Source organism: Microbacterium sp. Bi121, from assembly GCF_918698005.1.
GTDB lineage: Bacteria > Actinomycetota > Actinomycetes > Actinomycetales > Microbacteriaceae > Microbacterium.
Window position 1 is genome coordinate 182,626 of the sequence record NZ_CAKKLJ010000007.1, and the last position, 26,088, is coordinate 208,713.

Consider the following 26,088-nt stretch of genomic DNA (forward strand, 5'->3'; position numbering starts at 1 on the left):
AGGCAACCGGAGGGCGACGAGGACGTCGGCCACCCTGACGGCCTTGCAGCCGCAGGGGTGGCGCCTACGCGCGCTTGGTGCTGAGTCGCTCGATCAGGCGCGTGGCGACGAGGCGCGGGTCGGATGCCGTCGTGGCAGTGGTGTGGACCGATCCCCCGCCTTCGACCGCACCGCCGCCCTCGATGTCGGCGATGAGTGTCGAGACGGCCGCCTCGGCCAGAACGGTGAAGTCCTGCTGGATCGTCGTGAGCGGCGGGCGGTAGTTCGCGGCATCCGGCACGTCATCGAAGCCGACGACGCTCACGTCGTCCGGCACCGCGCGGCCACGGTCGGCGAAGCCGCGGATGAGACCGAGCGCCATCTGATCGTTCGCGACGAAGACCGCGGTCGCACCCTCGAGCAGCGCGGCCGCGGCGTGGCCGGATTCCGAAGACCAGTCGCCCCGCGCGACCCGCGGCACCTCGGCACCTGCCGCAGTCAGCGCAGCGCGCCACCCGCGCTCGCGCTCGACGGCGGCGAACGAGTCGGCCGGGCCGGCCACGTGATGCACTGTGGCGTGCCCGAGCCTCAGCAGATGCTCAGTCGCGGCGACTGCGCCACCCGCATGATCGCTGCGCACGCCCCGGAACCCCTCTTCGGCGGCAGCGTCCACGAGCACCAGCCGCAGCCCGGCGGGAAGATCGGCCGCGTGCGTGAGCGCGGACGCCTCATTCAGGACGATCGCCCCGTCGACACCCTGATCCTGCAGACGGGCGAAGGCGTCGGCGACATCCGAGGACGCGGTCACGACCATGAGGGTGTATCCGCGCCGATCGGCCGCTTCGGCTGCGGCCTGCAGCATCCGGGAGTTGCCGATCGTCGCGAGCGTCGTCGCGACGATCCCGAGCATCTGCGAACGACCGGTGCGCAGTGCCCTGGCTGCGCGATGCGGGCGGTATCCGAGCTCGGCCATGGCCTGCTCGACCCGCGCTCGCGTCGCCGGGTCCACACGAGGGCTGTCATTGACGACGCGGGAGACGGTCTGCCCGGAGACCCCGGCGCGGCCGGCGACCATCGCCATCGACACGCGGCCGGACGGAGTGCTGCGGCGCGGCGGTCGCGGCGGCACGAGGCCTGACAGATCGTCGGTCACCGGCGCCCCCGTTCATCACTTCTTGTCGCGCACAACTCCGGAATGTTGACGTTATCACTCCGGGACAGCTACCGTGTTTACGTGAACATGGAAGATTCTCCGGAGTTGCGCACCACTCGACCCGACGCGACCAAGCCCGACGCGACCAAGCCCGACGCGACCAAGCTCGGCGCGACGAAGCTCGGCGCCGGCGTCATCAAGCGCGCCACGCGCCTCGCGGACGGGCGCGAGCTCATCTACTACGACGACCCGGGCACGACCCTCGGCCCGGACCGCTCGGTCGACGCTCGCACGCTGGATCCGCGACCTGGCACAGCGAACATGCGCCTCGACGTGCTCACCGGCGACTGGATCACGGTCGCCGCGAACCGGCAGAACCGCGTCATGATGCCAGGCGCCGACGCCGATCCGCTCGCACCGCAGTCGCCGACCAACCCTTCCGAGGTCCCGTCGAACTACGACGTCGCCGTGTTCGAGAACCGCTCCCCCGCGTTCGGCCCCGCTCTTGCTGAGGCCACGGGCGACGAGTCCGCCGCAGCGGACGCACCGCGCGGACTCGACGACCTCGCCGCGCTCGATCTCGGCCGCACACGCACCGCCGTCGGCCGATGCGAGGTCGTCTGCTTCAGCCCCGATCACGCAGGGTCCTTCGGCACCCAGACCGTCACCCGCGCTCGCACGGTCATCGAAGCCTGGGCCGACCGCACCGCGGCGCTCTCGCAGCTGCCGGGGATCGAGCAGATCTTCCCGTTCGAGAACCGCGGTGAGGCCATCGGCGTGACGCTGCCGCATCCGCATGGCCAGATCTACGCGTATCCGTATGTCACGCCGCGAACCACGCGGCTGCTGCAGAGCATCGAGAGCACGGGGGCCGACCTGTTCCAGCGCATCCTCGAGCACGAGCAGAACGATGCCCGTGTCGTCCTCCGCGGCGAGCACTGGACGGCGTTCGTGCCCTTCGCCGCTCGCTGGCCGCTCGAGGTCCACCTCATGCCGAACCGTCACGTGCCGGATCTCGCCGAGACCACAGCCGCCGAACGCGACGAACTCGCCCCGCTGTACCTGAAGCTGCTGCGCGGCGTCGACGCTCTGTATGACACGCCCACCCCGTACATCGCGGCGTGGCACCAGGCCCCTGTGCACGTCGGGCGCGACAGCGTCCGCCTGCACCTGCAGTTGACCAGTCCGCGGCGCGCGGCCGACAAGCTGAAGTTCCTCGCGGGTTCCGAGGCCGCGATGTGGGCCTGGGCCGCCGAGGTCACCCCCGAGCAGGGAGCCGAGCGACTGCGCGACGCCATCGCCCGCGCCGAGAGCGCCTCCGCATGACGACGCAGGATGCCGCAGCCCGGCTGTTCCACGACCTCACCGGCCACGCCCCCGACGGCATCTGGTCCGCGCCGGGACGCGTCAACCTGATCGGCGAGCACACCGACTACAACGACGGCTTCGTTCTGCCGTTCGCGATCCCGCACCGCACCTGTGCCGCGGTCGGCATTCGCTCGGATGATCGCATCCGGGTCGCTTCGACGTTCGCGGACGCTCCCGTCGAGGTCTCTCTCGATGAGCTGCCATCACTGTTCCCGACGACCGCGGAGGCCCAGCCGGCCGTCGCCGAATGGGCCGCGTATCCGCTCGGCGTCGCGTGGGCTCTGCAGCTCGCCGGCGCGACGGCGCACGGTGTCGAGCACGGTGCGCAGCACGGGGTCGACATCGCGATCGCCTCGGACGTACCCGTCGGAGCCGGCCTGTCATCCTCCGCCGCGATCGAGGGGGCGACGGCATCCGCCCTGAACGAGCTCTGGACGGCGGGCCTCGACCGCACTGCCCTGGCCGGCATCGGCCGCCGAGCCGAGAACGAGGCAGTCGGCGCCCCCACCGGGATCATGGATCAGATGGCATCCATGCTCGGCGAAGCGGATGCGGCGCTGTTCCTCGACTGCCGATCCCTCGAGGCGCAGACCGTCGGACTCAGCATGGCCGAAGCCGGTCTCGCGATCCTCGTGATCGACACCCGCGTCTCGCACGCGCACTCCACCGGCGGCTACCGCGAGCGCCGCGCATCGTGCGAACTCGGAGCGCGGATCATGGGCGTCCCGGCGCTGCGCGATGTATCGGTCGACGACCTCCCCCGCGCGCAGGGACTCATGGACGACGTCACGTTCCGCCGCGTGCGTCACATCGTGACCGAGAATCAACGCGTCCTCGACACCGTACAGACGCTGCGAGAGAGCGGCGCGCGCGCGATCGGCGATCTCCTCGTCGCTTCGCACGTCTCGATGCGCGACGACTTCGAGATCTCGGTGGCCGAACTCGACACCGCCGTGCAGGCTGCGCTGGATGTCGGGGCGCTCGGGGCCCGGATGACCGGGGGCGGTTTCGGGGGAGCAGCGATCGCGCTCGTCGAACAGCACGCGGCGCCGACCGTGACGGATGCCGTGACCGCCGCCTTCACGGCATCCGGGTTCACCGCCCCTCACATCTTCCCGGTCACGCCATCCGCCGGAGCCGCGCGCGACGCCTGACACCGCTCGCGCACGCTCGCACGTGCCGCGCCGCACGCATCGCGCCCCGCGGTCACGTTCAGGTCGCGAAATCTGTTGCTCTGAGCAGGCGAGAACGACCGTTTCTGCGACCCGGACGCCGGGCGGACGCGTGCGAGGATGGAACGGACCGAGAAAGAGGAGCCACATGTCTTGGATCGTCACCGGCGGCGCCGGCTACATCGGTGCGCACGTCGTACGCGCACTCGCCCAGGCCGGACTCACTCCTGTCGTCCTGGACGACCTGTCCAGCGGCGTCCCGTCGTTCGTCCCCGGTGACGTGGCCCTCGTCGAGGGCAGCATCCTCGACCGCGAGCTCGTCGAGAACACGCTGCGCGAGTACGACGCCGAGGGCGTCATCCATGTCGCCGGCTTCAAGTACGCCGGCGTCTCCGTCCAGCGCCCGCTGCACACCTACGCCCAGAACGTAGAGGGCACGCGCGTGATCCTGGAGGCCATGCAGGCCGCCGGCGTCCGCAACATCGTGTTCTCGTCATCCGCCGCCGTGTTCGGAACGCCCGATGTGCCGCTGGTCGTCGAGGGCACCGCCAAGAAGCCGGCCAGCCCGTACGGCGAGTCGAAGCTCATCGGCGAGTGGATGCTGCGCGACCAGGCGATCGCGACGGCCGAATCCGATCGTCCGCTGCGTCACACGTCGCTGCGCTACTTCAACGTCGTCGGCTCGGCTGACCCGAACGTCTACGACGTCAGCCCGCACAACCTCTTCCCGATCGTGTTCGAGAAGCTGCTCGCCGGTGAGACGCCGGCGATCTTCGGCGACGACTACGACACTCCTGACGGCACGAACGTCCGCGACTACGTGCACGTCGGCGACATCGCCGCAGCCCACGTCGCGGCGGCCCAGCGCCTGTCCGGCGGACAGAGCATCGAGCCCGCCTACAACCTCGGGTCGGGCGACGGCCTGTCCGTGAAGCAGATCATGGATGCCATGGTCCGCGTCACCGGCATCGACTTCGTCCCCGAGATCGGCCCCCGCCGGCCGGGCGACCCCGACCGGATCGTCGCCACTGGCGAGCTCGCCGCCCGCGATCTCGATTGGAAGATGCGCTACACCGTCGACGAGATGGTGCAGACGGGCTGGGAAGCCCGCCGCAGCGCCGGCTGAGCGATGCACGTCCGCGCCGCTGCTCTCACCGATGCCGACGGCATCGCAGCGGTCCACGTGCGATCGTGGCAGGCTGCGTACCGCGGCCTCATGCCGCAGGAGGTCCTAGACGGGCTGTCCGTCGAGGAGCGAGCAGACGGCTGGCGGAGCATCCTCGCCGATCCGGAGCGGATCTCACGGACCCTGGTCGCAGAGCACGACGGGCGCGTCGTCGGCTGGGCCGGCTTCGGAGACGCGCGCGATGAAGACGCCCCCGGCACCGGAGAGCTCTGGGGCATCTACGCGCTCCCCGACTCATGGTCGTCCGGTGTCGGGCACGCTCTGATCACCGCCGTCGAGCGCGAGCTCGCCGATGCCGGGCACGCCGTCGCCTATCTGTGGGTGCTCGAGGGAAACGAGCGCGCGGGCGCATTCTACGAACGCCACGGCTGGGCCGCGGACGGCGCCGCCAAGGTCGAGAATCGCCCCGGTCTCGTGCTCCACGAGCGCCGGCACGTGAAGACGCTGAAGGATGCCGTCGGATGATCGACTCCCCCATCGTCGACACGGCATCCGGCCCGGTGCGCGGCTTCTGGCGCGGGCACGGCACGCCCGACGCTTCGGCCGCGTTCCTCGGCATCCCGTTCGCGAAGCCGCCGGTCGGAAAGCTCCGGTTCGCGGCTCCCGCCCCTCCCGACCCGTGGACAGAACCGCTGGACGCCACGACTTACGGCGCCACACCGTTGCGCATCACGGGGGAGGAGAACCTCATCCCCGAGCCGGCCGTCCCCGGCAAGAGCACGCTGAACGTCAACGTCTTCACGCCCGCCACGGGCGGTTCCCTGCCCGTGCTGGTCTGGATCCACGGCGGCGGGTACACGGAGGGGTCGCCGGCGAGCCCCTGGTACGACGGCGCCCGGTTCAACCGCGACGGCGTCGTGACCGTCTCGATCTCGTACCGGCTCGGATTCGACGGCTTCGGGTGCATCGAGGGCGCCCCGGCCAACCGCGGAGTGCTCGACTGGATCGCCGCCCTCGAGTGGGTGCAGCAGAACATCGCGGCCTTCGGCGGCGACCCGTCACGCGTCACGATCGGCGGACAGTCCGCCGGCGGAGGCGCTGTACTCACGCTGCTCGGGATGCCGCAGGCGCAGCACCTGTTTCATCGGGCGATGTCGTTCTCCGGCGCTCTCGCCGACGTCCCGCTGGTCACCGCGAAGGCGCGCGCCGACCGCATCGCCGCGCTCGGGGAGGTCACCCCGGATGTCGCGGGGTTCCGCGCCCTCACAGAGCGCCGCATCCGCCAGCTGCAGCCGAAGGCCGCGACTCCCCGTGCGGGCATCGGCATGGTCCTGGATCTGCTGAACGACGGGCTGCCCTGGGGGCCGATGGTGGACGGCGAGCTGCTCAGGCATCCGACCGTGGACTCACTCACAACCGGCACCGGATCGGACAAGCCGCTCCTGCTCGGCTCGACCGACGACGAGTTCACGATGGTCGCCGAGCGCGAGGGCGGCCGGTTTCGCAGGATGCCGTCCGGCATCCTGCTGCTGCCGTTCCTGCACGGCCGCTCGACCCGCCGTGCGTATCTCAGAGCCAATCGTCCACAGCGCAAGAAGGGTGGCGCCGCGATGGTCGGGCGCTTCATCAGCGATCACGTCTTCCGCGTGCTGGTCCCTCGCGTCGCCGAAGCGCGAAGCGGGGCGGATGCCGAGACCTGGGCCTACCGGTTCTCGTGGGTGTCCCCCGTCAAGGGCTGGGCCTGCCACTGCCTCGACGTGCCGTTCTGGTTCGACGGACTCGACCGTGAGAAGGTCGCGAATCTCGCAGGCGTCGCTCCGCCGCAGGCCCTGGCGGACGACATGCACGGGGCCGCCGTGGCGTTCATCGTCGGTGGAGATCCGGGTTGGCCTGCATGGTCGAAGGAACCCGGGACGGCGCGAGTGTTCGACGCCCCGGCATCCGGGACGCATCGGGATGCCTACGCGAGCGTGCTGCCGCTCGTGTGAGGGAGCGGCAAGACCGATGCGAGAAGGGTTTCGCGGCTCCGATGCATCCGGAAGCCGGGAGATCCTTCTTCTATCGAGCCGTCAGCGCGCGAGCCGCTCCACGATCTCCGTGACGAGCTCGTCCGGCGCGCGGTCGACCGTCACGTCGAACCCGGCCTCGTCGGCACCCAGGTCCTCGAGAGTGTCGAGCTGCGAGTCGAGCAGCGACGCCGGCATGAAGTGATCGGTCCGGGCCGACGCCCGCGACGTGAGCAGCTCACGCGATCCGGTCAGGTGGACGAACACCGCGTCGGGTGACACCGAGCGGATGCGGTCACGATACACGCGCCGCAGCGCGCTGCAGGCCATGACGAGCCCGGTGTCCGCCGCGGCGACGAATGCACCACCGACCGCGTCGAGCCACGGCCAACGATCATCGTCGGTCAGCGGCGTCCCGGCGTTCATCTTCGCCCGGTTGGCGTCGGAATGCAGGCTGTCGGCATCCGCGAACGGCACGCCCAGCGTCTCGGCGAGGGCGATGCCGACGGTGGACTTGCCCGCCGCCGACACCCCCATGACGCAGATCAGCGGGGCGCTCTCGCCCACCAGTCGTGGCCTCTCACCAATCATGCACAGTTCCGTCAGCGAGACGGTTGTACGGCAGGTATGCCTGCTCGTACGGGTACTTGCCCGCCTCGTCCATGTTGAGCTCGACGCCGATACCGGGGTTGTCGCCCGGGTGCAGCAGGCCGTCCTTCCACGTGAACGACTGCTCGAACACCTGGTCGGTCCTCGCGCCGTGCTGCATGTACTCCTGGATGCCGAAGTTGTGGATCGCGAGGCCCAGGTGCATCTGGGCGGCCATGCCGACCGGCGAGATATCGGTCGGGCCGTGGAAGCCTGACTTGACCTGGTAGATCGCCGCGTAATCCATGGTCTTCTTCAGCGGAGTGATGCCGCCCATGTGGGTGACGGCGCCGCGCATGTAGTCGATGAGCTGGTCGCGGATGAGGTCCTTGAAGTCCCAGATCGTGTTGAAGATCTCGCCGATCGCGAGCGGCTGGGTGGTGTGCTGACGGACGAGCTTCAGCGCCTCCTGGTTCTCGGCCGGGGTGCAGTCCTCGAGCCAGAAGAGGTCGTAGGGCTCGAGCGACTTGCCGAGCTTCGCGGCCTGCAGCGGCGTCATCCGGTGGTGGCCGTCGTGCAGTAGCGGCATCTCGGGGCCGAACTCGTTGCGGACAGCCTCGAAGACGCCGGGCAGATGACGGAGGTACGCGCGGGTGTCCCAGTCCTCCTGGACTGGCTTCGCTCCACGACGGGCGGGCTCGTGGTCGTAGCGGGCCTCGCCGCCGCCGGTGTCGGCCGCCTGCGACGCGATGCCGTAGATGGCCTTAAGTCCCGGCACGCCGGTCTGCACGCGGATCGCGCGGTAGCCCTGCTCCTGGTGCGAGCGGATCGAGTCGAACAGCTCGGGAAGCTCTTTGCCCGACGCGTGGCCGTACGCGAGCAGACCGGAGCGCGATGCGCCGCCGAGCAACTGGTACAGCGGCATTCCAGCCGCCTTGGCCTTGATATCCCACAGCGCCATGTCGACGGCGGCGATCGCAGCCATCGTGACTGGTCCACGGCGCCAGTACGCCGAGCGGTACAGGAACTGCCAGGTGTCCTCGATGCGCGAGGCATCCGAGCCGACCAGCAGCGGCACGACGTGCTCCTGCAGGTACGCCACGACCGACAGTTCGCGTCCGTTCAACGTGGCGTCTCCGAGGCCGGTGAGGCCCTCGTTCGTCGTCAGCTTCAGGGTGACGAAGTTGCGATCGGGGCTGGTGACGATGACTTCGGCCTTGTCGATGATCATGATGTTCCTTATGCGGAGTATTCGTACGGGATGGGTTGCGGTCAGTCGATCCGCACGTTGCCGCCGGCAGGGCGGTGCGACTGGAAGGATGCCGTCGACAGATCGGGGCTCATCGGGTCGTCGATGTGGTTGATCTTACGGCGCGCGGCGATCTCGGCGACGATCGCGCGGTGGCGCTCGTCGGTGAGCGGGTACCAGAACATGACCGCCATCGCCACGACTGAGCAGACGAGAGGGATGAGGCCGGCTCCGGCTCGGATGCCGAGCTCTGCCTGCGCCGTCTGCTCTGCCGCACCGGCGACGTACCCTCCCCAGGACAACGCGAACGCGGCGAGCGCGCCGCCGACCGCCTGGCCGGTCTTGCGGGTGAAGGAGAACAGCGCGTAGATGATGCCCTCGGAGCGCACGCCTGTCTTCCACTCGCCGTACTCGACGGTGTCGGCCTCGAGCGTCCACACGAGCATGTTGACGAGCACGATGCCGAGCTGCGCGAACAGAAGACCGGTGAACCCGAGCCACACCACGTCGGACGGGCTGAAGAACATGATCGCTCCGCCGATGGCCATGATGATGCCGCCGGCGATGTAGCCCGATCGCTTGCCCCAGGTCCGGACGATCTTGGGCATGAAGGCGGCGAGCGCGAACGCCATGAGGATCTGCGCGCCCGAGACGACGGCGTACAGCGGCAGCGCGTGCAGCACGTCGCGCAGGTAGTACAGCTGCACGGTGCTCAGAGCCAGCATGCCGGTGAGGAAGATGAACGAGCTCACGCACAGCATCAGCAGCGGGCGGTTGCTCTTCAGCGTCGCGAAGCTCTGCTTCATGGTGACGTGCTGAACATCGCGGATGACCCGTTCCTTGGCGGTGAAAGCCGTGAACAGGTACAGCGCTGTTCCGACGACCACGAAGCCGAGCGTCATGAAGGTGAACAGCGCCTGGAGGTCGGCTCCGGGAACGATCAGCGGAGCGACGAAGATGCCGAGGCCGGCGCCGACGACCATGGCGCCGATCGACCGCGCGCTGGCGAGCTTCGCCCGCTCACCGGCATCCTGCGTCATCGCGCCGGCGAGCGAGCCGTACGGGATGTTGACGAGGCTGTACGCGAGGCCGAGCGCCGCATAGGTGAGGTACGCGTAGAGCAGCATTCCGCTCTCGCCGATCTGCGGCACGGAGAACGTGGCGACCGAGAGGAGGAGGAGCGGCACCGACCCGAACATGATGAAGGGCCGGAACTTTCCGAACCGCTTCGTGTAGGTCTTGTCGACGATGCGGCCGGCGAAGATGTCCGCGAAGGCGTCGAACACGCGCACCACGAGCAGCAGCGTTCCGGCCGCGGCGGCCGAGATGCCTGCCACGTCGGTGTAGTACACCAGGAGGAACATCGTCGCCGTCGTGAACGCGAGGTTGTTCGCCGCGTCGCCTGCGCCGTACCCGATGACGCTCAGCTTGCTGAGCCGATCGGAGTCCTTCACCTGGACCACCGTCGTGTGTGAATGAGGCATGAGACCTTCCTTCGCTTCTTCGCGGGCTGCACCCTTGCGCATCTCACTGGCCGATGAACACAGTAAATCACGTCGGCAACATTTTGGCAAGCGATTGCCATCCTGTGAATGACCTGATGGTGAGCAGTTCGGTATCGTCGACGCCAACAGAAAGCAACCGATTGCCAACAGCTGTACGGCGTGTCAGACTGAGGTCAGATCACACCAACACCCACGCGGCCGATGAAGGCCGGTTCCAACGAAGGAGAACAAGGTGACGAAGATCGGCGTCCAAGCCATGATGCTCAAGGACAGCTTCACCGAGGTCGGCGCGTTCGAGACGCTCAAGAAGATCACCGACATCGGGTACCACGCCGTCGAGATCTCGCAGATCCCGATGACCGAGGCCAATGTCACCGAACTCGAACGGTCGCGCGACGAGCTCGGCATGGACATCGCCTCGCTCTCGACCGGCCTCCGCTCCATCGGCATGCCGATGGACACACTGACGGAGGACTACGACAAGATCGTCGCCGACTGCAAGCGTCTGGACACCACCATGGTGCGCATCGGGATGCTGCCGTTCGACTCCATGGCATCGCTCGAGAAGGTGCTCGCGTTCGCCGATGAGACCAACGAGTACGCCAAGCGACTCGCCGACGACGGCATCCGCCTGTACTACCACAACCATCACATCGAGTTCGCGAAGTACGACGGCAAGCTGCTGCTCGACATCATCGCCGAGCGCGCGCCGCAGGTCGGCCTCGAGCTCGACGTGCACTGGATCCAGCGCGGTGGCAAGGACCCTGTGGCGACGATCCGCAAGTACCGTGATCGGGTCGCGATGATCCATCTCAAGGACTACCGCATCGGTCAGATGCCCGACGACGCGTTCACGTCGCTGGAGAAGGGCGACTTCGCGGCCTTCATGAGCGCGTTCACCGGCGTCGTGCAGTTCGCCGAGGTCGGCGAGGGGAACCTCGAGTTCGGCGAGATCATCGACGAGGCCGTCGCCAGCGACGCCGAGTACCTGCTCGTCGAGCAGGACGACCTGTACGGTCGCGACGTGTTCGACTGCCTGCAGACCTCCTACGACAACCTGGTGGCGCTGGGGCGCAGCGACCTGTTCTGAGAACGCTCGCCGATACGAAGAAGGGGTGGTGCCGTTCGGCACCACCCCTTCTTCGTATACCAACTTCTAGGCTTCTCGCGCCGGACCTGTCGAGCCGCGGATGATCAGCTCGGTCTCGAGCTCCTGCTCCGGGATCGGTGCACCGGCCGACCCCGGGGCGGCTCCGATCAGTTCCAGCGCCCGGGTGACCGCGATCTCGCCGGCCTCCGCGAGAGGCGAGCGGACGGTCGTGAGCGGAGGCGTCGTGAAGTCGGAGCCGAAGCTGTCATCGAACCCGATGATGCTGAACCGGCCGGGCACCGCGATGTCCTGTGCACCGGCCGCACGCAGCAGGCCGATCGCCATGATGTCGTTGAAGGCGACGACCGCCGTCGCCTGCGAGGCGATGACACGCGACAGCGTGGCCTGCCCCCCGTCGAGCGTCGGCTGGTTGGGGCCGATCGACGTGATCGTCATGCCGCGCTCCGCCGCGCCCTTCTGGAGTGCTTCCCACCTTCGCGTGCTGATCCAGGACCCCGCTGGTCCGGCGAGGAACAGAACGGACTCGTGCCCGAGCAGTTTGAGGTGCGCCAAGGCCTGGTCGACGCCCGGCTCGAGATTCGGCATGACGCACGCCACGCCCTCGATCAGCCGGTTCAGCGCCACGAGCGGCTTCGCCTCCGCGAGCGCCACGATCTGCGAATCGGCCAGACGCGAGGTCCCCAGGATCAGAGCATCGACGGCGGGCTGGATGCGTTCGGCCGATTTCGCCTCGACCTCGCCCGACTCCTGCGATTCCGTGATGACCAGCGTGTAGCCGTTCGCCGTGGCGGCCTTCTCCGCGCCTCGGACGATTCCGAAGATCACCGGGTTGGTGATGTCCGCGATCAGCAGTCCGAGTGTGTTCGTGCGCCCCGTCGGCAGAGCGCGCGCCATCGGATTGAGTCGGTACTTGAGCTCTTTCGCGGCCGCGTGGATCTTCGCCTCGGTCTTGACGTTGATGCGCCCCGGTTGGCTCAGCGCGCGCGAGACCGTCGAGGGGTTCACTCCCGCGAGTTTCGCGACGTCATAGATCGTCGGCGCGGACCCTGCGCGCTTCCTGCGCACCGGCGCGGTGTCTGCATTGTCAGCTGCCACGCTGGTGCTCCTTCCTGTACAGGGAAGTCTCGGGGAGAGCGGTCCCCTGAGACCTCGATCTACCGTAATACACTGCGAACGGTGCCAGTCGGGGCCTCCGTCGGGTGGTAGGCGCTCTGGCCCGCCATCTCGGCGGCGAGGCGACGCCGGTCCTGCCGACGCTTCTGCTGCCGGTCGGGATCGGGCACAGGAGCGGCGAGCAGCAGCTTCTGCGTGTACGGATGCTGCGGATCCGTCGTGACCTGGGCGGCTTCGCCCTGTTCGACGATCTCGCCCCGGTACATCACCGCGACGCGGTGACTGATGTGACGCACGACGTCGAGGTCGTGCGAGATGAACAGGTACGACACCCCGGTGTCGCGCTGGATCTGCAGGGACAGGTCGAGCACGGTCGCCTGCGTCGTCAGGTCGAGCGCCGAGACCGGCTCATCGCAGACGATGAGCTTCGGCGAGAGCGCGAGCGCACGGGCGATCGCCACACGCTGACGCTGACCGCCGGAGAACTCCCGGGGCTGACGATGCAGCGCGTCGCTGGGCAGGTTCACCTGGTCGAGCAGCTCCTTGACCCGCTTGCGCGATTCGGCCTTGCCGATGCCCTGGATGCCGAGCGGCTCGGCGAGGATGTCGCCGATCTCCATGGCGGGATTCAGGGACGTGTACGGATCCTGGAACACCACCTGCAGGTCGCGGCTCAGCTTCTGCCGCTGCTTGCGCGAGGCATGACTGATGTCCTTGCCCTCGAACGTGATCGAGCCGGCCGTCACCGGCGCGAGTCCGAGCACAGCGCGTCCGAGCGTCGTCTTGCCCGAGCCGGACTCCCCCACGAGCCCCAGGGTCTCCCCCGCACCGATCTCGATCGAGATGTCGGTGAGCGCGCGGAACGGCCGGGCGCGGAAACCCTTGCCCTGGTACTCGACGACGAGGTTGTCGACATCGAGCAGTGCGCGGGCGTCTGTCGAAGCAGTCATGACTGCGAGCCTCCTTCTGCGGTCACGAGCATCTTCATGGGCTCCTTGCCCTCGAGCATCGAGGACAACAGCCTGATCGTGTACGGATCCTTCGGATTGCGCAGCACCTCGCGCACCTCGCCGCTCTCGACGAGCCGACCGTTCTGCATCACGACCACGCGGTCGCACAGGTCGGCGACGACGCCGAAGTTGTGCGTCACGAGGATCACGCCGACACCCAGACGCACCTGCAGGTCGCGGATGAGGTCGAGCACCTCGGCCTGAACCGTGACATCGAGCGCGGTGGTCGGCTCGTCGGCGATGATGAGGTCGGGTTCGCAGCTGATGGCGCCGGCGATCAGGACGCGCTGTGCCATACCGCCCGAGACCTCGTGCGGATACGCGGCGAATGTGCGGTCGGGGTTCACGATGCCGACATCGGCCAGCAGCTTCAGCGCCCGCCCCCTCGCCTCCGACCTGCTGATGCCCAGCACCCGCATCATCGGCGCCACGAGCTGTGAGCCGATCGTGTAGGCCGGGTCGAGGTTCGACATCGGCTCCTGCGGAATGTACGAGATGCGCGTGCCGCGCAGCTTCGACAGCCGCGACTGGTTGACGGTCTCGTCGCCGGGAGCGACGGTGTACTCGCCGTCGAATTTGATCGCACCCGACACGATGCGCGCCTCCGGCGGGAGCAGCCCCAGGATCGAGAACGCGGTCTGCGACTTGCCCGAGCCGGACTCGCCGACGATGCCGAGCACCTCACCCCGAGCGACCGTGAATGAGACGTCGCGCACGACCTCCTTGACGACCCCTTCGGCCTGCGGGTAGCCGACGGCCAGGTTCGAGACCGATACGAGGTGGTCGCCTTCCGGCTCCACGATCTCGGTCTTGCGCGGTGCGACCGGCCTGGCCCCCTTGGTCGCCTTGACCTTCTCGCGGTCCTCGAGCGCATCGCGCACGGCGTTGCCGAGCAGCACGAGCGCACCGATGGCGAGCCCCATGGCGACCGCCGGCCAGACCAGCAGCAACGGGTTGAGGTAGACGTTCTTGAACCCCTCGGCGAGCATGACGCCCCAGGTGGCGACGGCGGGGTCGCCGAGACCGAGGAACTCGAGTCCGGATTGAACGGTGATCGCCACACCGCAGACGATCGCCGTCTGGATGATGATCGGCGCCCGAACCACCGAGAAGATGTGGCGGGAGATGATGCGGCTGTCGCTCAGGCCGGAGACGCGCGCCGCGTCGACGTACAGCTCGTTGCGGACCGACTGCACCGCGGTGCGGGTCAAGCGGAAATAGCCGGGGCTGATGAGGATGCCGAACGCGATCATCGAGATCCACACCGAGGGCCCGAACGCCGCACGGATCGTCAGCAGCAGGATGATGCCCGGGATGGCCATGAGGACGTTGACGACCCAGTTCGACATCGAGTCGAACAGACCGGCGTAGTACCCGGCGATGAGTCCGGACGGCAGACCGAGCACGATCGCGACCACCGCGCACAGCAGTGCGGACAGCAACGTCGTCTGGGTGCCGAGCACGAGGCGGCTGAAAGTGTCGCGACCGGCGCTGTCCGTGCCCAGCAGGTTCACCGAATCGGGAGACGACAGCGTCTTGGAGATGTTGGCGAAGTTCGCATCGAACGGCGCGATCAGCTGCGCGAAGACCGCGACGAGCACGAGGACGGCGAGCACGATCAGCGCGGTGAGCCCCATGGGGTTGCGGATGATGCGTTTGAAGACGTGCGTGCGGGCGATGGTCGCCTGCGACGCCTTCACCTCGACGACGGGGACAGGTTCGCTCATGAGACACGCACCTTCGGATTGAGCCATCCGTTCGCGAGATCCACGAGCAGGTTGACGATGATGACGATGATGACGGTGTACATGACGACACCCATGACCAGGGGCGTGTCGCCCAGGGTGGTCGACTGCACCGCGAGTGCGCCCATGCCGGGCAGCGCGAAGATCTGCTCGATGATGACGACGCCGCCGAGCATTCCGATGAAGCGGAGACTCAGGACGGTGAGCCCGGCCGGCGCGGCACTGCGCAGGACGTGCTTGAACAGGATGACCGGCTCGGGGATGCCGCGGCTACGGAGTGTTCGGACGTAGTCCTTCTCGAGCTGCGCGATCACGGCACTGCGGATCTGCTGCGCGCTGCTGGTGAGCCCGTTGACGACGATCGCGATCACCGGCAGGGTCAGCGAGGCGATCCAGGCGGCGTCGAGGAGACCGGGTTGGATGCTGCTTGTCGCGGGGAACCATCCGAGCTGGATCGCGAAGACGGTGACGAGGATGATCGCGAGCACGAACTCGGGGATCGCCTCGCCGATGACGGCTCCGATCTGCACGACGCGGTCGATCCAGCCGCGCTGCACTGCGGCGGCCACACCGATGAGCGTGGCGATGATCGCGATGCCGATGATGGAGACGATGACGAGTGTCAGGGTGACCGGCAGTCGCAGCATGAGCGACTGGGCGACGGGCTGACTCGTGATCCAGGAGGTGCCGAGGTCGCCGGTTATCGCGTGACCCGCCCACTGGAAGAACCGGACGAACAGCGGCTGGTCGAGACCGAGCTCGTGCTCCTTCGCGACGATCTGATCCTGAGTGGCGAATTCGCCGAGGATGTTGCGCGCGATGTTCGAGCTCGAGAAGTAGAGGAGGAAGAAGGTCGCCACCGAGATGGCGACCAACACGGTGACGCCCGCCAAGAGGCGTTTGAGGATGAAGGTCAGCATGGTGTCATTTCGATCCGTTGATTGATCCGGGATCGTGGGGGGAGGCGTCTGCCTCCCCCCACTCATCCGTCAGGATGCCGGCGAGTAGTTGTACAGGTTCGGCACGGCCTGCTGGACCTGCGGCACGAGCGTGACCTTCGAGTCGTCGCTGTAGTACAGCTGGTTCACCCGGTAGAAGGGCGCGAACCATGCCTCATCGGTGACGTACTGGTTCACCTTCTGGGCGAGTTCGCCGCTCTCCTCGCCACCGGTCTGCACGGCGTCGATGTCGGCCTGCAGCTCGGACGAGGTCGTCTTGAACGGGTTGTACGCGGAATCCGTCGCGATCATCTGGCGGATCGCAACCCACGGCTCGCCCTGGAAGACGCTGAACCAGGCGGTCGGGAACTTGCCGGCGATGATGTCGGGCACGTAGGTGTCCTGGGGCGAGGTCGCGAGGTTCACCGTGATGCCCACATCGGCCAGCTGCTGCTTGACCATGGCCATGATGCTCTCGGTGCCAGGAAGCATCGGGATGTTGAGCGTGAAGCCGCCCTCGTAGCCGGCCTCGGCGAGCAGCTCCTTCGCCTTCTCGGGGTCGTACGAGTAGGCGTCGTCGAGCTCAGGGATGTACGCGTCGTTCGTCTTCCCGAACACCTGAGCGGTGACCTCGCCCTCGCCGAACTGCAGCTCCTTGAGCATGGTCTCGCGGTCGAACGCGTAGTTGATCGCCTGCCGCACGCGAACGTCGGCGAGCTCGGGAACAATGGCACCCTCGCGATCGAACAGGAAGAGTCCCTGCCAGTCGACCGTGTACGCGGTCTTCTTCAGTCCCGCCTTGTCCGCCTGGCTGATCGTCGTCGCGTCGAGCAGCACGGCATCCACCTGACCGGAGACGACGGCGTTCACGCGTGCAGTCGGGTCCTGGAGCACCTTGAAGACGACCTTGCCGTACTTCTGCAGATCCTTGTTCCAGTAGTCCTTGTTCGCCGTGAACGAGAACTGCGAACCGTTGACCGAACTGGCCGTGTCGAGCGTGTACGGACCAGAACCGACCGGGTCGGTCTTGATGCCTTCGGAACCGAGGGCATCCGGGCTTCCCATCAGGCCGGGGGCCTGGCTGAGGTAATACGTCATCGCCGGGTCGGCTGCCGTGAGGTTGACGTCGATCGTGTCTTCGTCGACGACGTCGACGGACTCGATGGACTTGGCCTGGTTCGCGTCCGGGCCGTTCGCCTCGAGGAAGTGATCGAGGTTGGCCTTGGCAGCCTCGGCGTCGAACTTCGCGCCGTCGGTGAAGGTGACGTCGGTGCGCAGATCCATCGTGAGGACGGTGTTGTCGTCGTTGTAGGTCCAGTCGGTGGCCAGCATCGGCGAGAGCGTGCCGTCGGGCTCGCGCAGGATGAGCGTGTCGTACGCCGCCTGGTAGATCGGCATCTGGTGGCCCAGGTGCGCCTGCGCCGGATCGAACGACGTGATGTTCGAGACCGAGCCGAGCGTCAGAGTGCCGCCGGTGGAACCTGATCCGCCGTCGCCGTCGCCGGCGTTCCCGGCATTGCCGGCGCAGCCGCTGAGGACGAGCGCTGTTGCTGTGATGGCGGTCAACGAGACCGCTAGGGGACGAAACTTCATTGTTCTCTCCTTGAAAGGATTCTCAACACTGAGGTGCAATTGACCAAGAGGTGCAATCGGTTGCCACGCGGGGTAGGTCGCGGCGGCAAGGCCAACGCTAGAGCACCAGATGCGCAATGGCAACCGATTGACAAAAATGTGACATCCCCGAGACAAACACTTCGGAATACGACAAACGCCCCGTGCGCTCCGCATCGCGGAACGCACGGGGCGTCAGTGGAGGAATCGTCAGTTGCGCTCGGCGAACGTGCCCTCTGCGCGGATGCGCGCGTTCAGCTCATCGAGGTAGCGCTGCTCGTCGAAGTCGACCATGTCGACCTCTTCGCCCGTCCACGCGGACAGGTGCATGGCGTTCGCGAGGCGCACGCCGTTGATGCCGTCGGGGCCCGGCGCGATCAGCGGTGTGCCGTCGAGGATGTTCGCCGCGAAGTTCTCCATCACGGTCGCGTGCTGGAGACCCCAGACCGATTCGTACTCCTTGGTCTCGGTCTCGTACAGCTCTGCGCTGTTCAACTGGCCCATGAAGAGCTTCATGACGTCTTCCATTGTCATGTCCTTCGACAGCACCTGCTCGGTGTCCTTCAGGCGCGTGATGGTGACCGTCTTGGAGTTGTCGACGACGATCTTTCCCTTGTCGAAGAGGATCTCGAGGCGATCGGTGCCCACGAGATCGTGGGTCGCCGTCATGAAGTGACCGGTGGCTCCGTCTCCGAAGTCGACGATCGCGTTGACCTCGTCCTCCACCGCGATGTCGCGGCGGAAACCGAAACCGAGCTTCGCGAAGGCCGCCTTGGGCACTCCGCACATCCACTGCCAGAGGTCGAGCTGATGGGGCGCCTGGTTGACCAGAACACCGCCGCCCTCGCCGCCCCAGGTGGCGCGCCAGTCCGACTGGTCGTAATAGCCCTGCGGACGCCACCAGTTGGTGATGATCCAGGATGTGTGGCGGAGGGCTCCGAGCTCGCCGGAGTCGATGAGCACCTTCAGGTCGACGTACAGCGGATTCGTGCGCTGGTTGAAGAACACGCCGAACGTGAGCTCGGGCTTGGATGCTGCGAAGTCGATGACCTCGCGCGCCTGCTTCGTGTAGACGCCGACCGGCTTCTCCAGCAGCGTGTGCACCCCCCGCTCGAGGGCGGCGATGCCCATCTCGGGGTGCAGGTAGTGCGGTACGCAGGTGACGATGGCGTCCACATCACCGGACTCGATCATTGCGATGTAGTCCTCGTAGAACGCGACGCCGTAGTCGGCGGCTGCTGCCTTCTTCTCGGGCAGGATGTCGCTGATCGCGCCGATCTCCATGTTGGGTACCTTGCCCTCGGAGATCAGCTTGGCGTACATGCCGCCCTCTGCTCCCAGGCCGATGATGCCCAGGCGAACCTTCTTGTCCGTCATTGGTGTACTCCGTTTCGTGTGAGCTGTGCGGTCTGCTCGGGGTAGGACCCTCGATAGACCTCGTGGATGATGTCGACCAGACGCGCGCCGTCGGCCGGCGTGATCCAGAACGGCTCAGGGTCGTCGAGGCGCGAGTAGAAGTCGGCGATGAGGCGTTCGTGCGACACGCCCCAGTACGCGCGCTCACCGGTGGCGAGAGTCTCCTCGGCGACCGTCTCGACGCGCCCGTCCGCATACGTCACGGTGAGTTCGTCGCGCAGGCTCAGCAGCCCGTTCTCGGCGATGATGTCGACCGTGATCGGTGCGTTCGCCGCGTGCGTGTTGGTTGCGTAGAACACGGAGCGGATGCCGCCCGCGTGCGTGAGGGTGAGCTCAGCGGTGTCTTCGACGTCGATCGGCAGGGCGCGGGTGGATGCCGTGCCGGCGACCGACGACACCGGGCCCACCAGCCAGCGCAGCAGGTCGAGGGTGTGGATGGCCTGGTTCATCAGGAGTCCGCCGCCACCGCCCTCCCACGTCCCGCGCCAGGGGGCGGCTTCGTAGTACGCCGGAGTGCGATGCCAGATGACGGTCGCCGAGGCTCCACTGATCGCACCCAGCGCACCCGATTCGAGCAGCTCCTTGGCGGCCTTCACCGGAGTGTTGTAGCGATTCTGGAAGCACACCGCGATCTTCGCGCTGCTGCGCTCCGCTGCGGCTTCGACTGCTGCGGCCTGCTGCGGGTCGCGGGCGATCGGCTTCTCGACGATGACATTGATGCCGGCATCCAGAGCGTCGATGACCGCCGCAGCGTGCTCGGAGTGCGGCGTCGTGATGTGCACGACATCGGGCTTCTCGACGGCGAACAGCTCGCGGTGGTCGGCGTAGGCCGGTACGCCGAGGCGCTCGGCTCCCGCCGCTGCGCGGTCAGCATCCACGTCGCAGACGGCGACGAGCTCCACATCGCCGAGGAGCTCGATCGCGGCGAGGTGCAGCGCGGAGATGTCACCGAGCCCGATGACGGCCGCACGCACGGTCATCGCGTTGCCACGCCCGACTGGGCGAGGAGACCTGCGAAGGCACGGGCGGCCTCGCCGAATGCGGCTGGTCCCGAGAATCCGCCCAGCGCGTGCGCCTCGTCGAGGTGCGGCTCGAGCGACGCGAAGCCGGAGTAGCTGTCGGCCGCGAGCGCCTGGATCGTCTGGAGCACCTGCCCGTCTCCCTGGCCGGCCGGAACGACGCTGCCGGTCTCGGCCACGGCATCCTTCACCTGCAGGTAATCGAGGTACGGGCGCAGCTTCGCGAAGCCGTCGTCGTGCGGGTGGGCGACGCCGACCTGCACGAAGTTCGCGCTGTCCCAGGCCAGACGCAGGGCCGATGACCCGACGGTCTCGACGAGGTCGAGGACGCGCTCGGGTGTGTCGCCGTAGATGTCCTTCTCGTTTTCGTGCAGCAGCGTGACCTTCTCGCGCTCCGCCTCATCGGCGAGGGCGCGCATGCGCAGCATCACGGCGTCGCGCGTGCTCTCGACGGGTACGTCCTCGCCGCGGAAGAACGAGAAGATCCGGATGCTGGGGGTCTCCAGCGCGTGCGCGACGCGGATGATGCGCCGCAGCCGCTCGACCTCGAGCTCGGCGTCGAGGGAGATGTCGACCTTGCCGATCGGGGATGCGACGGCGGAGACGCCCATACCGGCATCCTTCAGCAGCTTCGCGAGATCGGCGAGCTGCTCGTCGCTCAGGTCGACGACGTTCACCCCCCACGCACTGCGGACCTCGATGTGCTCGGCGCCGAGTGCCTTGAGCACCGCCACCTGAACATGAGGATCGGGATCGATCTCGTCGCCGAATCCGGAGAGGGTCCAGGTCACCGTCGTGTCAGCCATTGACTACCGCCTTCGCTCGTTCGCAGCCTTGGGAACCTTGCGTGGCAAGGGAACAGGGTCAGCTTAGGTACATCCCTCGCGTTTCGCAACCGCTTGCCAAACCCCGACTCGCTGATACCGTCTTCGCCAACAGCCCCGTGAGATGTTGGCCGTCGACTCTTTGGCAACCGATTGACAAACATCGGACGGGACGACAGAATGGCTCTTACCGATCCCGCGGACGAAATCAAGGACAACATCATGGTCGATCTGTCTCACGCCCCATTCAACCTCGATCGCGACGCCATCGACTGGGTCGAGATCACCATCGCGTCGATGACGCTGGACGAGAAGATCGGTCAGCTTTTCATCAACCTCAACGTCTCGTTCGACGAGAAGTACCTCGACGACGTGGTGGGCAGGCACGGCGTGGGCGGCATCCGTTTCATGGGTGCCGATTCGGCCACTGTGCAGCAGCACATCCGCTACGCGCAGTCCGTCGCCAAGGTGCCGCTCCTCGTGGCCTCGAACCCCGAGATGGGCGGCGCCGGCAGCATCGACGACGGCACCCTCGTCACCACCCACCTCGGCGCCGGCTCCAGCCCCGACCCGGATGACGCCTACCGCCTCGGTCTCGTCGGCGGACGCGAGACGGCGGCCATCGGCTGCAACTGGGCGTTCGCGCCGATCGTCGACATCCACCGCAACTGGCGCAACACCGTGATCGGCACCCGCTCGTTCGGCGACAACGCCGACATCGTCATCGAGCGTGCCAAGCGCTACTTCGACGGTCTGTCCGAGACCGGCTCCGCCGCCGCCATGAAGCACTTCCCCGGCGACGGCGTCGACGAGCGGGACCAGCACGTCGTAACGACCTACAACACGCTCGGCTACGACGAGTGGGACGAGAGCTACGGCCGTGTCTACCGCGAGTTGATCGCGCACGGCGTCCAGTCGATCATGATCGGTCACATCGGTGCGCCCGAGCTGTCACGCCGGTTCCGCCCCGAGCTGACGGATGCCGAGATCCTCCCGGCGACGCTCGCTCCCGAGCTGCTGCAGGATCTGCTGCGCGGCGAACTCGGCTTCAACGGGCTGATCCTGACCGACGCGTCGATGATGATCGGCATGACCCAGGCGATGAAGCGCAGCGACGCCGTGCCTGCAGCGATCGCCGCCGGCTGCGACATGTTCCTCTTCTTCCGCGACGCCGAAGAAGACCTCGGCTACCTGCGAGCGGGCATCGAGAGCGGTGTCGTCAGCGAAGCACGCCTGCACGAGGCGCTGACCCGCATCCTCGGCCTGAAGGCCTCGCTCGGCCTGCACACCGCGCCGCGCGAACAGCTCGTTCCACCCGCCTCGGCGCTCAAGACCATCGGCAGCGACGAGCACCGCGCGATCGCGGCCGAGGTCGCAGACCGCACCATCACCCTCGTCAAGGACACCCAGAGCGCACTGCCGCTGAGCCCGTCCACGCACCCGCGCATCCGCCTGTACGGCGTCACGGGACAGTCGGACTTCACCGGCACGGATCCGAGCGGCTACCTCGACGTGGCCCGCGAAGAGCTCGAGCGCGCCGGCTTCGAGGTCCACGTCTTCAAGAACGCTCTGCAGCGTCAGGCCGAGGGCGAAGAGGGCGTCTACTTCCACACCGTCATGGCCGAGGAGGCCAACGGCGGCTACGCCGACCTGTACGACGCCGCGATCGTGTTCGCGAACGTCTCGGGCTTCGCGCAGGAGGCCACGGTTCGCATCCGCTGGTCGACGCCGATGGCCTCGGAGATCCCGTGGTACGTCACAGAGGTGCCCACCGTGTTCGTCTCGCTCCAGCAGCCGAACCACCTGGTCGACGTGCCGATGGTGAAGACGATGATCCACTCCTACGCGCCGTCGCGCGAGGCCATCCGCGCCACCGTCGAGAAGATCACCGGAGCATCCGAGTTCACCGGGTCGTTCAACGAGAACGTCTGGTGCGGCGACATCTGGGGCACCCGACTGTGACGAATCCGCGAACCATTCCATCCAGCAAGGAAGCACCAATGGAACTGCACTCCGACCCCGACCGCCTGCTGCCGGTCGACCCGCGCACACGCGACATCGCCCGCGGCCTCTACGAAAGCGTCGCGGACCTGCCGATCATCTCCCCGCACGGTCACGTCGATCCTGGCCTGCTGCTCGACGATGAGGCGTTCCCGAACCCGACCGAGCTGCTGCTGCGCTACGACCATTACGTGACCAGGCTGCTGCACGCCTCCGGCATCCCGCTGAACGAGCTGTCGATCCCCGACCGTTCCGGCGGCGCTCCCACGGCAGACCCTCGGGCGGCATGGCGCCGATTCTGCGAGAACTGGCACCTGTTCTCGGGCACAGCATCCGGCTACTGGCTGCGCCACGAGTTCACCGAGCTGTTCGGCCTCACCGAGCAGCCGGATGCCTCGAACGCCGACGCGATCTACGACCGCATCCAGGAGGTGCTCGAACGGGACAGCTTCCGCCCGCGCGCACTGTTCGACGAGTTCGGCATCGAGTTCCTCGCCACCACCGACGACCCGCTGGATGACCTCGCGCCCCACCAGGCGCTCGCCGCCGACCCGTCGTTCACCGGCCGCGTCGCCCCGACATTCCGCCCCGACGCGTACCTGAACCCCGCGAACCCGGCCTTCGTCGGGAACATCGAGCGGCTCGCGGCGTGGAGCGGCTCGGCCGTCGACGACTATGCCGGCTACATCTCCGCGCTCGAGGAGCGCCGTGCGCACTTCGTCGCGAACGGCGCGGTCTCGGCCGATCACGGCGTACTGCAGCCGCTCACCTACGACCTCGACGCGAGCGACGCCGCCGCTCTGTTCGCCCGTGCCGTGCGCGGCGAGCTGACGGATGCCGAGAGCACCGTGTTCCAGGGACACATGCTGCTGGAGTCCGCGCGCATGTCCGTCGAGGACGGCCTGGTCATGACCGTGCACCCTGGTGTGTACCGCAACCACAGCGGCGCCACGTTCGATCAGTTCGGACCGGACACCGGCCATGACATCCCGGTCGCCACGACCTACGTCGACGCCCTGCGTCCGCTGCTGCAGCGCTACGGCAACATCCCCGACTTCCACCTCGTGCTGTTCAGCGTCGATGAGACGTCCTACTCGCGCGAGATCGCCCCGCTCGCCGGCTTCTACCAGAGCCTGTACATCGGCGCCCCGTGGTGGTTCCTGGATGCACCGGATGCGGTGCTGCGCTTCCGTGCTGCAGTGACCGAGACCGCCGGTTTCTACCGCAGCTCCGGGTTCATCGACGACACGCGCGCCTTCCTGTCGATCCCGGCCCGCCACGACATGTCCCGCCGGCTCGACTCCGCCTTCCTTGCACGCCTGGTGGCCGAGGGCCGCATCGACGAGCCGATGGCGCGCAAGATCGCCCACGACCTCGTGGACGCCCAGCCTCGAAAGGTCTTCAAGCTGTGACCATGACCACCACCGCCCTCAGCCGCAGCGCGGTTCTCGGCGACACCGCAACCGTCGAGCCCCGGATCGTCCACATCGGCCTCGGCGCCTTCCACCGCGCCCACCAGGCCTGGTACACCGCGCGGGCCGAGGATGCCGCGGACTGGGGCATCGCCGCGTTCACGGGTCGCAGCCCGCAGGCCGCCGAGGAGCTCGCCTCGCAGGACGGCCTGTACACGCTCATCGAGCGTGCAGCGGACGGCGACAGCGCGGAGATCATGACGGTGCTCGTCGAGGCGGATGCCGGCTCCGACGTCGCACGCCTGAAGGAGCTGCTCGCAGCCCCCCAGACCGCCATCGTCACGCTGACCGTGACCGAGACGGCGTACCGCCTCGGTCAGGACGGCGCCCCGGACCTCACCGACCCCGTGGTCGCCGCCGACATCGAGGCGCTCCGCGCCGGCCGCGATCCGGAGTCCGTCCTCGGGCGCCTGATCGCCGGCCTCGCCGCGCGTCGTTCATCAGGGTCCGGCGGCCTCGCCGTCGTGCCGTGCGACAACATCCCCGACAACGGGCCGTTCGTCGGCACCGGCGTGCTCGGGCTCGCCGAAGCCGTCGATCCGTCGCTTGCCGAGTGGATCGAAGCCGAAGTGTCGTTCGTGTCGACCTCGGTCGACCGCATCACCCCGCGGACGACCGACGCCGACCGCGCCACCGCCGAGGACCTCACCGGCTGGCAGGACGTCTCACCCGTCGTCACCGAGCCGTTCTCGGACTGGGTGCTCAGCGGCGCCTTCCCGAACGGACGCCCCAAGTGGGAGACTGCGGGGGCGCGCTTCGTCGACGACATCGAGCCGTACGAGCGGCGGAAGCTCTGGCTGCTGAACGGCGCACACACGCTGCTCGCCTGCGCCGGACTTCTGCGCGGGCACCAGACTGTGGCCGACGCGATGGCCGATCCGGAGTGCCGTGCCTGGGTCGAAGAACTCTGGGACGAGGACGTGCGTCACCTGCCCGAGTCGCTCGAGTTGCCCGAGTACCGTCGCAAGCTGTCTGAGCGCTTCGACAACGGGCGCATCGCCCACCACCTCGCGCAGATCGCCATGGAGAGCGCGACCAAGCTCGGCGTCCGCATCGCACCGGTGGTGCTCGCGGAGCGGGCCGCCGGTCGGGACGGCGCAGCATCCATGCGCGCGCTCGTCGCGTGGATCCGGCTGCAGCAGACCGGCGCCGGCATCGGCGTTGGAATCGAAGATGCCAAGCAGAAGGCCATCGATGAGGCGCTCCGCGCGACCGACCCGGTTCGCGCGCTGCTCGCCGTCGTCGACCCCGCACTCGCCGCTGACGACGACATCGTCGACGCTGTGACCGCACAGCTCAAGAAGGAGACCGCATGACCACCGCCACAGCGAATATCGGAGTTGTTGGACTCGCCGTCATGGGTTCGAATCTGGCGCGTAATCTCGCCAGCCGTGAGGGGAACACGGTGGCGGTGTTCAATCGGAGTTTCGAGAAGACGCAGGCGGTCCTCGATGCGCACCCCGAGGCCGGGTTCGTTCCGGCGTCCACGTACCAGGAGTTCGCGGACAGTCTGGTGAAGCCGCGGACGGCGATCATCATGGTCAAGGCCGGTGGTCCGACGGATGCGGTGATCGATGCGCTGGTGGAGGTGTTCGAGCCGGGCGACATCATCGTCGATGGGGGCAACGCGTACTTCCCCGACACGATCCGCCGGGAGAAGCAGGTCCGCGAGACGGGGATCA

Annotated in this window: 22 protein-coding genes; 10 read left to right on the forward strand and 12 right to left on the reverse strand. The window is 67.5% G+C overall.

Annotated features, from left to right (window positions below; translation table 11 throughout):
* Positions 1–64 precede the first annotated feature (64 nt).
* On the reverse strand, positions 65–1,060 hold the full coding sequence (locus LQZ87_RS12810; protein ID WP_230103852.1) for a LacI family DNA-binding transcriptional regulator: 996 nt from the start codon (positions 1,058–1,060) through the stop codon (positions 65–67).
* Between the two features lie 153 nt (positions 1,061–1,213).
* Between LQZ87_RS12810 and galT the strand changes: the two genes are divergently transcribed.
* The 5 genes from galT (at position 1,214) to LQZ87_RS12835 (ending at position 6,786) form a co-directional block, all read left to right on the forward strand.
* Positions 1,214–2,458, forward strand: coding sequence for a galactose-1-phosphate uridylyltransferase (gene galT / locus LQZ87_RS12815; protein ID WP_230103825.1), 1,245 nt, complete (start codon positions 1,214–1,216; stop codon positions 2,456–2,458).
* Positions 2,455–3,654 (forward strand): galactokinase, encoded by a 1,200-nt coding sequence (gene galK, locus LQZ87_RS12820; RefSeq protein ID WP_230103826.1) that lies wholly within the window; start codon positions 2,455–2,457, stop codon positions 3,652–3,654. The genes galT and galK overlap by 4 nt, the downstream gene beginning before the upstream one ends.
* A 166-nt stretch (positions 3,655–3,820) precedes the next feature.
* The gene (gene galE, locus LQZ87_RS12825) at positions 3,821–4,798 is read left to right on the forward strand and encodes a UDP-glucose 4-epimerase GalE (RefSeq protein ID WP_230103827.1); all 978 of its coding nucleotides are present in this window, start codon (positions 3,821–3,823) and stop codon (positions 4,796–4,798) included.
* 3 nt (positions 4,799–4,801) lie between these two features.
* Positions 4,802–5,323, forward strand: coding sequence for a GNAT family N-acetyltransferase (locus LQZ87_RS12830; RefSeq protein WP_230103828.1), 522 nt, complete (start codon positions 4,802–4,804; stop codon positions 5,321–5,323).
* Positions 5,320–6,786, forward strand: a complete 1,467-nt coding sequence (locus tag LQZ87_RS12835) for a carboxylesterase family protein (protein WP_230103829.1) — start codon at positions 5,320–5,322, stop codon at positions 6,784–6,786. Before LQZ87_RS12830 ends, LQZ87_RS12835 begins: the two co-directional genes overlap by 4 nt.
* 81 nt (positions 6,787–6,867) lie before the next feature.
* Here LQZ87_RS12835 and LQZ87_RS12840 read toward each other — a convergent pair whose 3' ends face one another.
* The 3 genes from LQZ87_RS12840 to uidB are packed head-to-tail and all read right to left on the reverse strand — an operon-like array spanning position 6,868 to position 10,125.
* Complete coding sequence (locus LQZ87_RS12840) at positions 6,868–7,395, reverse strand: gluconokinase (RefSeq protein WP_230103830.1); 528 nt, start codon at positions 7,393–7,395, stop codon at positions 6,868–6,870.
* Positions 7,385–8,623, reverse strand: a complete 1,239-nt coding sequence (gene manD / locus LQZ87_RS12845) for a D-mannonate dehydratase ManD (protein WP_230103831.1) — start codon at positions 8,621–8,623, stop codon at positions 7,385–7,387. Before manD ends, LQZ87_RS12840 begins: the two co-directional genes overlap by 11 nt.
* Positions 8,624–8,664: 41 nt before the next feature.
* Entirely contained in the window at positions 8,665–10,125 is a 1,461-nt protein-coding gene (gene uidB / locus LQZ87_RS12850) for a glucuronide transporter (protein WP_230103832.1), read from the reverse strand.
* A gap of 253 nt (positions 10,126–10,378) precedes the next feature.
* Here uidB and LQZ87_RS12855 point away from each other — a divergent pair, with 253 nt between their 5' ends.
* A complete protein-coding gene (locus tag LQZ87_RS12855) occupies positions 10,379–11,236 on the forward strand; it encodes a sugar phosphate isomerase/epimerase (RefSeq protein ID WP_230103833.1) in 858 nt (285 codons plus the stop codon).
* A gap of 66 nt (positions 11,237–11,302) precedes the next feature.
* Here the strand turns inward: LQZ87_RS12855 and LQZ87_RS12860 are convergent, their stop codons facing one another.
* From LQZ87_RS12860 to LQZ87_RS12895, 8 genes are all read right to left on the reverse strand, one after another.
* Complete coding sequence (locus tag LQZ87_RS12860; RefSeq protein WP_230103834.1) at positions 11,303–12,352, reverse strand: LacI family DNA-binding transcriptional regulator; 1,050 nt, start codon at positions 12,350–12,352, stop codon at positions 11,303–11,305.
* A 59-nt stretch (positions 12,353–12,411) separates the two neighbouring features.
* Positions 12,412–13,320, reverse strand: coding sequence for an ATP-binding cassette domain-containing protein (locus tag LQZ87_RS12865; protein ID WP_230103835.1), 909 nt, complete (start codon positions 13,318–13,320; stop codon positions 12,412–12,414).
* Positions 13,317–15,107, reverse strand: coding sequence for a dipeptide/oligopeptide/nickel ABC transporter permease/ATP-binding protein (locus tag LQZ87_RS12870; protein ID WP_230103836.1), 1,791 nt, complete (start codon positions 15,105–15,107; stop codon positions 13,317–13,319). The genes LQZ87_RS12865 and LQZ87_RS12870 overlap by 4 nt, the downstream gene beginning before the upstream one ends.
* Entirely contained in the window at positions 15,104–16,045 is a 942-nt protein-coding gene (locus LQZ87_RS12875; RefSeq protein WP_230103837.1) for an ABC transporter permease, read from the reverse strand. Before LQZ87_RS12875 ends, LQZ87_RS12870 begins: the two co-directional genes overlap by 4 nt.
* A 69-nt stretch (positions 16,046–16,114) precedes the next feature.
* The gene (locus LQZ87_RS12880) at positions 16,115–17,656 is read right to left on the reverse strand and encodes an ABC transporter substrate-binding protein (RefSeq protein ID WP_230103838.1); all 1,542 of its coding nucleotides are present in this window, start codon (positions 17,654–17,656) and stop codon (positions 16,115–16,117) included.
* 228 nt (positions 17,657–17,884) lie between these two features.
* A complete protein-coding gene (locus LQZ87_RS12885; protein WP_230103839.1) occupies positions 17,885–19,051 on the reverse strand; it encodes a Gfo/Idh/MocA family oxidoreductase in 1,167 nt (388 codons plus the stop codon).
* On the reverse strand, positions 19,048–20,070 hold the full coding sequence (locus LQZ87_RS12890; RefSeq protein WP_230103840.1) for a Gfo/Idh/MocA family oxidoreductase: 1,023 nt from the start codon (positions 20,068–20,070) through the stop codon (positions 19,048–19,050). The genes LQZ87_RS12885 and LQZ87_RS12890 overlap by 4 nt, the downstream gene beginning before the upstream one ends.
* Positions 20,067–20,915 carry a sugar phosphate isomerase/epimerase family protein gene (locus LQZ87_RS12895; protein WP_230103841.1) on the reverse strand — a complete coding sequence of 283 codons (849 nt, stop codon included), beginning with the start codon at positions 20,913–20,915 and terminating at the stop codon, positions 20,067–20,069. The genes LQZ87_RS12890 and LQZ87_RS12895 overlap by 4 nt, the downstream gene beginning before the upstream one ends.
* A gap of 240 nt (positions 20,916–21,155) precedes the next feature.
* Here LQZ87_RS12895 and LQZ87_RS12900 point away from each other — a divergent pair, with 240 nt between their 5' ends.
* From LQZ87_RS12900 to LQZ87_RS12915, 4 genes are all read left to right on the forward strand, one after another.
* Positions 21,156–22,895, forward strand: a complete 1,740-nt coding sequence (locus tag LQZ87_RS12900; RefSeq protein WP_230103842.1) for a glycoside hydrolase family 3 N-terminal domain-containing protein — start codon at positions 21,156–21,158, stop codon at positions 22,893–22,895.
* Between the two features lie 38 nt (positions 22,896–22,933).
* Positions 22,934–24,346: a glucuronate isomerase gene (uxaC, locus tag LQZ87_RS12905; RefSeq protein WP_230103843.1), complete on the forward strand. Its 1,413-nt coding sequence runs from the start codon at positions 22,934–22,936 to the stop codon at positions 24,344–24,346.
* 2 nt (positions 24,347–24,348) lie between these two features.
* Positions 24,349–25,722 (forward strand): mannitol dehydrogenase family protein, encoded by a 1,374-nt coding sequence (locus tag LQZ87_RS12910; protein WP_230103844.1) that lies wholly within the window; start codon positions 24,349–24,351, stop codon positions 25,720–25,722.
* On the forward strand, positions 25,719–26,088 hold a 370-nt coding region (locus LQZ87_RS12915; RefSeq protein WP_230103845.1), incomplete at its 3' end, for an NAD(P)-binding domain-containing protein. The genes LQZ87_RS12910 and LQZ87_RS12915, both read left to right, overlap by 4 nt.

What these genes read in the sequence shown, in the direction of transcription:
- galE (WP_230103827.1), top strand. Translation starts at nt 3,821, where the DNA reads ATGTCTTGGATCGTCACCGGCGGCGCCGGCTACATCGGTGCGCACGTC.
- LQZ87_RS12840 (WP_230103830.1), bottom strand. Translation starts at nt 7,395, where the DNA reads ATGATTGGTGAGAGGCCACGACTGGTGGGCGAGAGCGCCCCGCTGATC.
- galK (WP_230103826.1), top strand. Translation starts at nt 2,455, where the DNA reads ATGACGACGCAGGATGCCGCAGCCCGGCTGTTCCACGACCTCACCGGC.
- LQZ87_RS12895 (WP_230103841.1), bottom strand. Translation starts at nt 20,915, where the DNA reads ATGGCTGACACGACGGTGACCTGGACCCTCTCCGGATTCGGCGACGAG.
- LQZ87_RS12865 (WP_230103835.1), bottom strand. Translation starts at nt 13,320, where the DNA reads ATGACTGCTTCGACAGACGCCCGCGCACTGCTCGATGTCGACAACCTC.
- manD (WP_230103831.1), bottom strand. Translation starts at nt 8,623, where the DNA reads ATGATCATCGACAAGGCCGAAGTCATCGTCACCAGCCCCGATCGCAAC.
- uxaC (WP_230103843.1), top strand. Translation starts at nt 22,934, where the DNA reads ATGGAACTGCACTCCGACCCCGACCGCCTGCTGCCGGTCGACCCGCGC.
- LQZ87_RS12885 (WP_230103839.1), bottom strand. Translation starts at nt 19,051, where the DNA reads ATGACGGACAAGAAGGTTCGCCTGGGCATCATCGGCCTGGGAGCAGAG.
- LQZ87_RS12910 (WP_230103844.1), top strand. Translation starts at nt 24,349, where the DNA reads ATGACCACCACCGCCCTCAGCCGCAGCGCGGTTCTCGGCGACACCGCA.
- LQZ87_RS12880 (WP_230103838.1), bottom strand. Translation starts at nt 17,656, where the DNA reads ATGAAGTTTCGTCCCCTAGCGGTCTCGTTGACCGCCATCACAGCAACA.
- uidB (WP_230103832.1), bottom strand. Translation starts at nt 10,125, where the DNA reads ATGCCTCATTCACACACGACGGTGGTCCAGGTGAAGGACTCCGATCGG.
- LQZ87_RS12900 (WP_230103842.1), top strand. Translation starts at nt 21,156, where the DNA reads ATGGTCGATCTGTCTCACGCCCCATTCAACCTCGATCGCGACGCCATC.
- LQZ87_RS12870 (WP_230103836.1), bottom strand. Translation starts at nt 15,107, where the DNA reads ATGAGCGAACCTGTCCCCGTCGTCGAGGTGAAGGCGTCGCAGGCGACC.
- LQZ87_RS12890 (WP_230103840.1), bottom strand. Translation starts at nt 20,070, where the DNA reads ATGACCGTGCGTGCGGCCGTCATCGGGCTCGGTGACATCTCCGCGCTG.
- LQZ87_RS12830 (WP_230103828.1), top strand. Translation starts at nt 4,802, where the DNA reads ATGCACGTCCGCGCCGCTGCTCTCACCGATGCCGACGGCATCGCAGCG.
- LQZ87_RS12835 (WP_230103829.1), top strand. Translation starts at nt 5,320, where the DNA reads ATGATCGACTCCCCCATCGTCGACACGGCATCCGGCCCGGTGCGCGGC.
- LQZ87_RS12875 (WP_230103837.1), bottom strand. Translation starts at nt 16,045, where the DNA reads ATGCTGACCTTCATCCTCAAACGCCTCTTGGCGGGCGTCACCGTGTTG.
- LQZ87_RS12810 (WP_230103852.1), bottom strand. Translation starts at nt 1,060, where the DNA reads ATGGCGATGGTCGCCGGCCGCGCCGGGGTCTCCGGGCAGACCGTCTCC.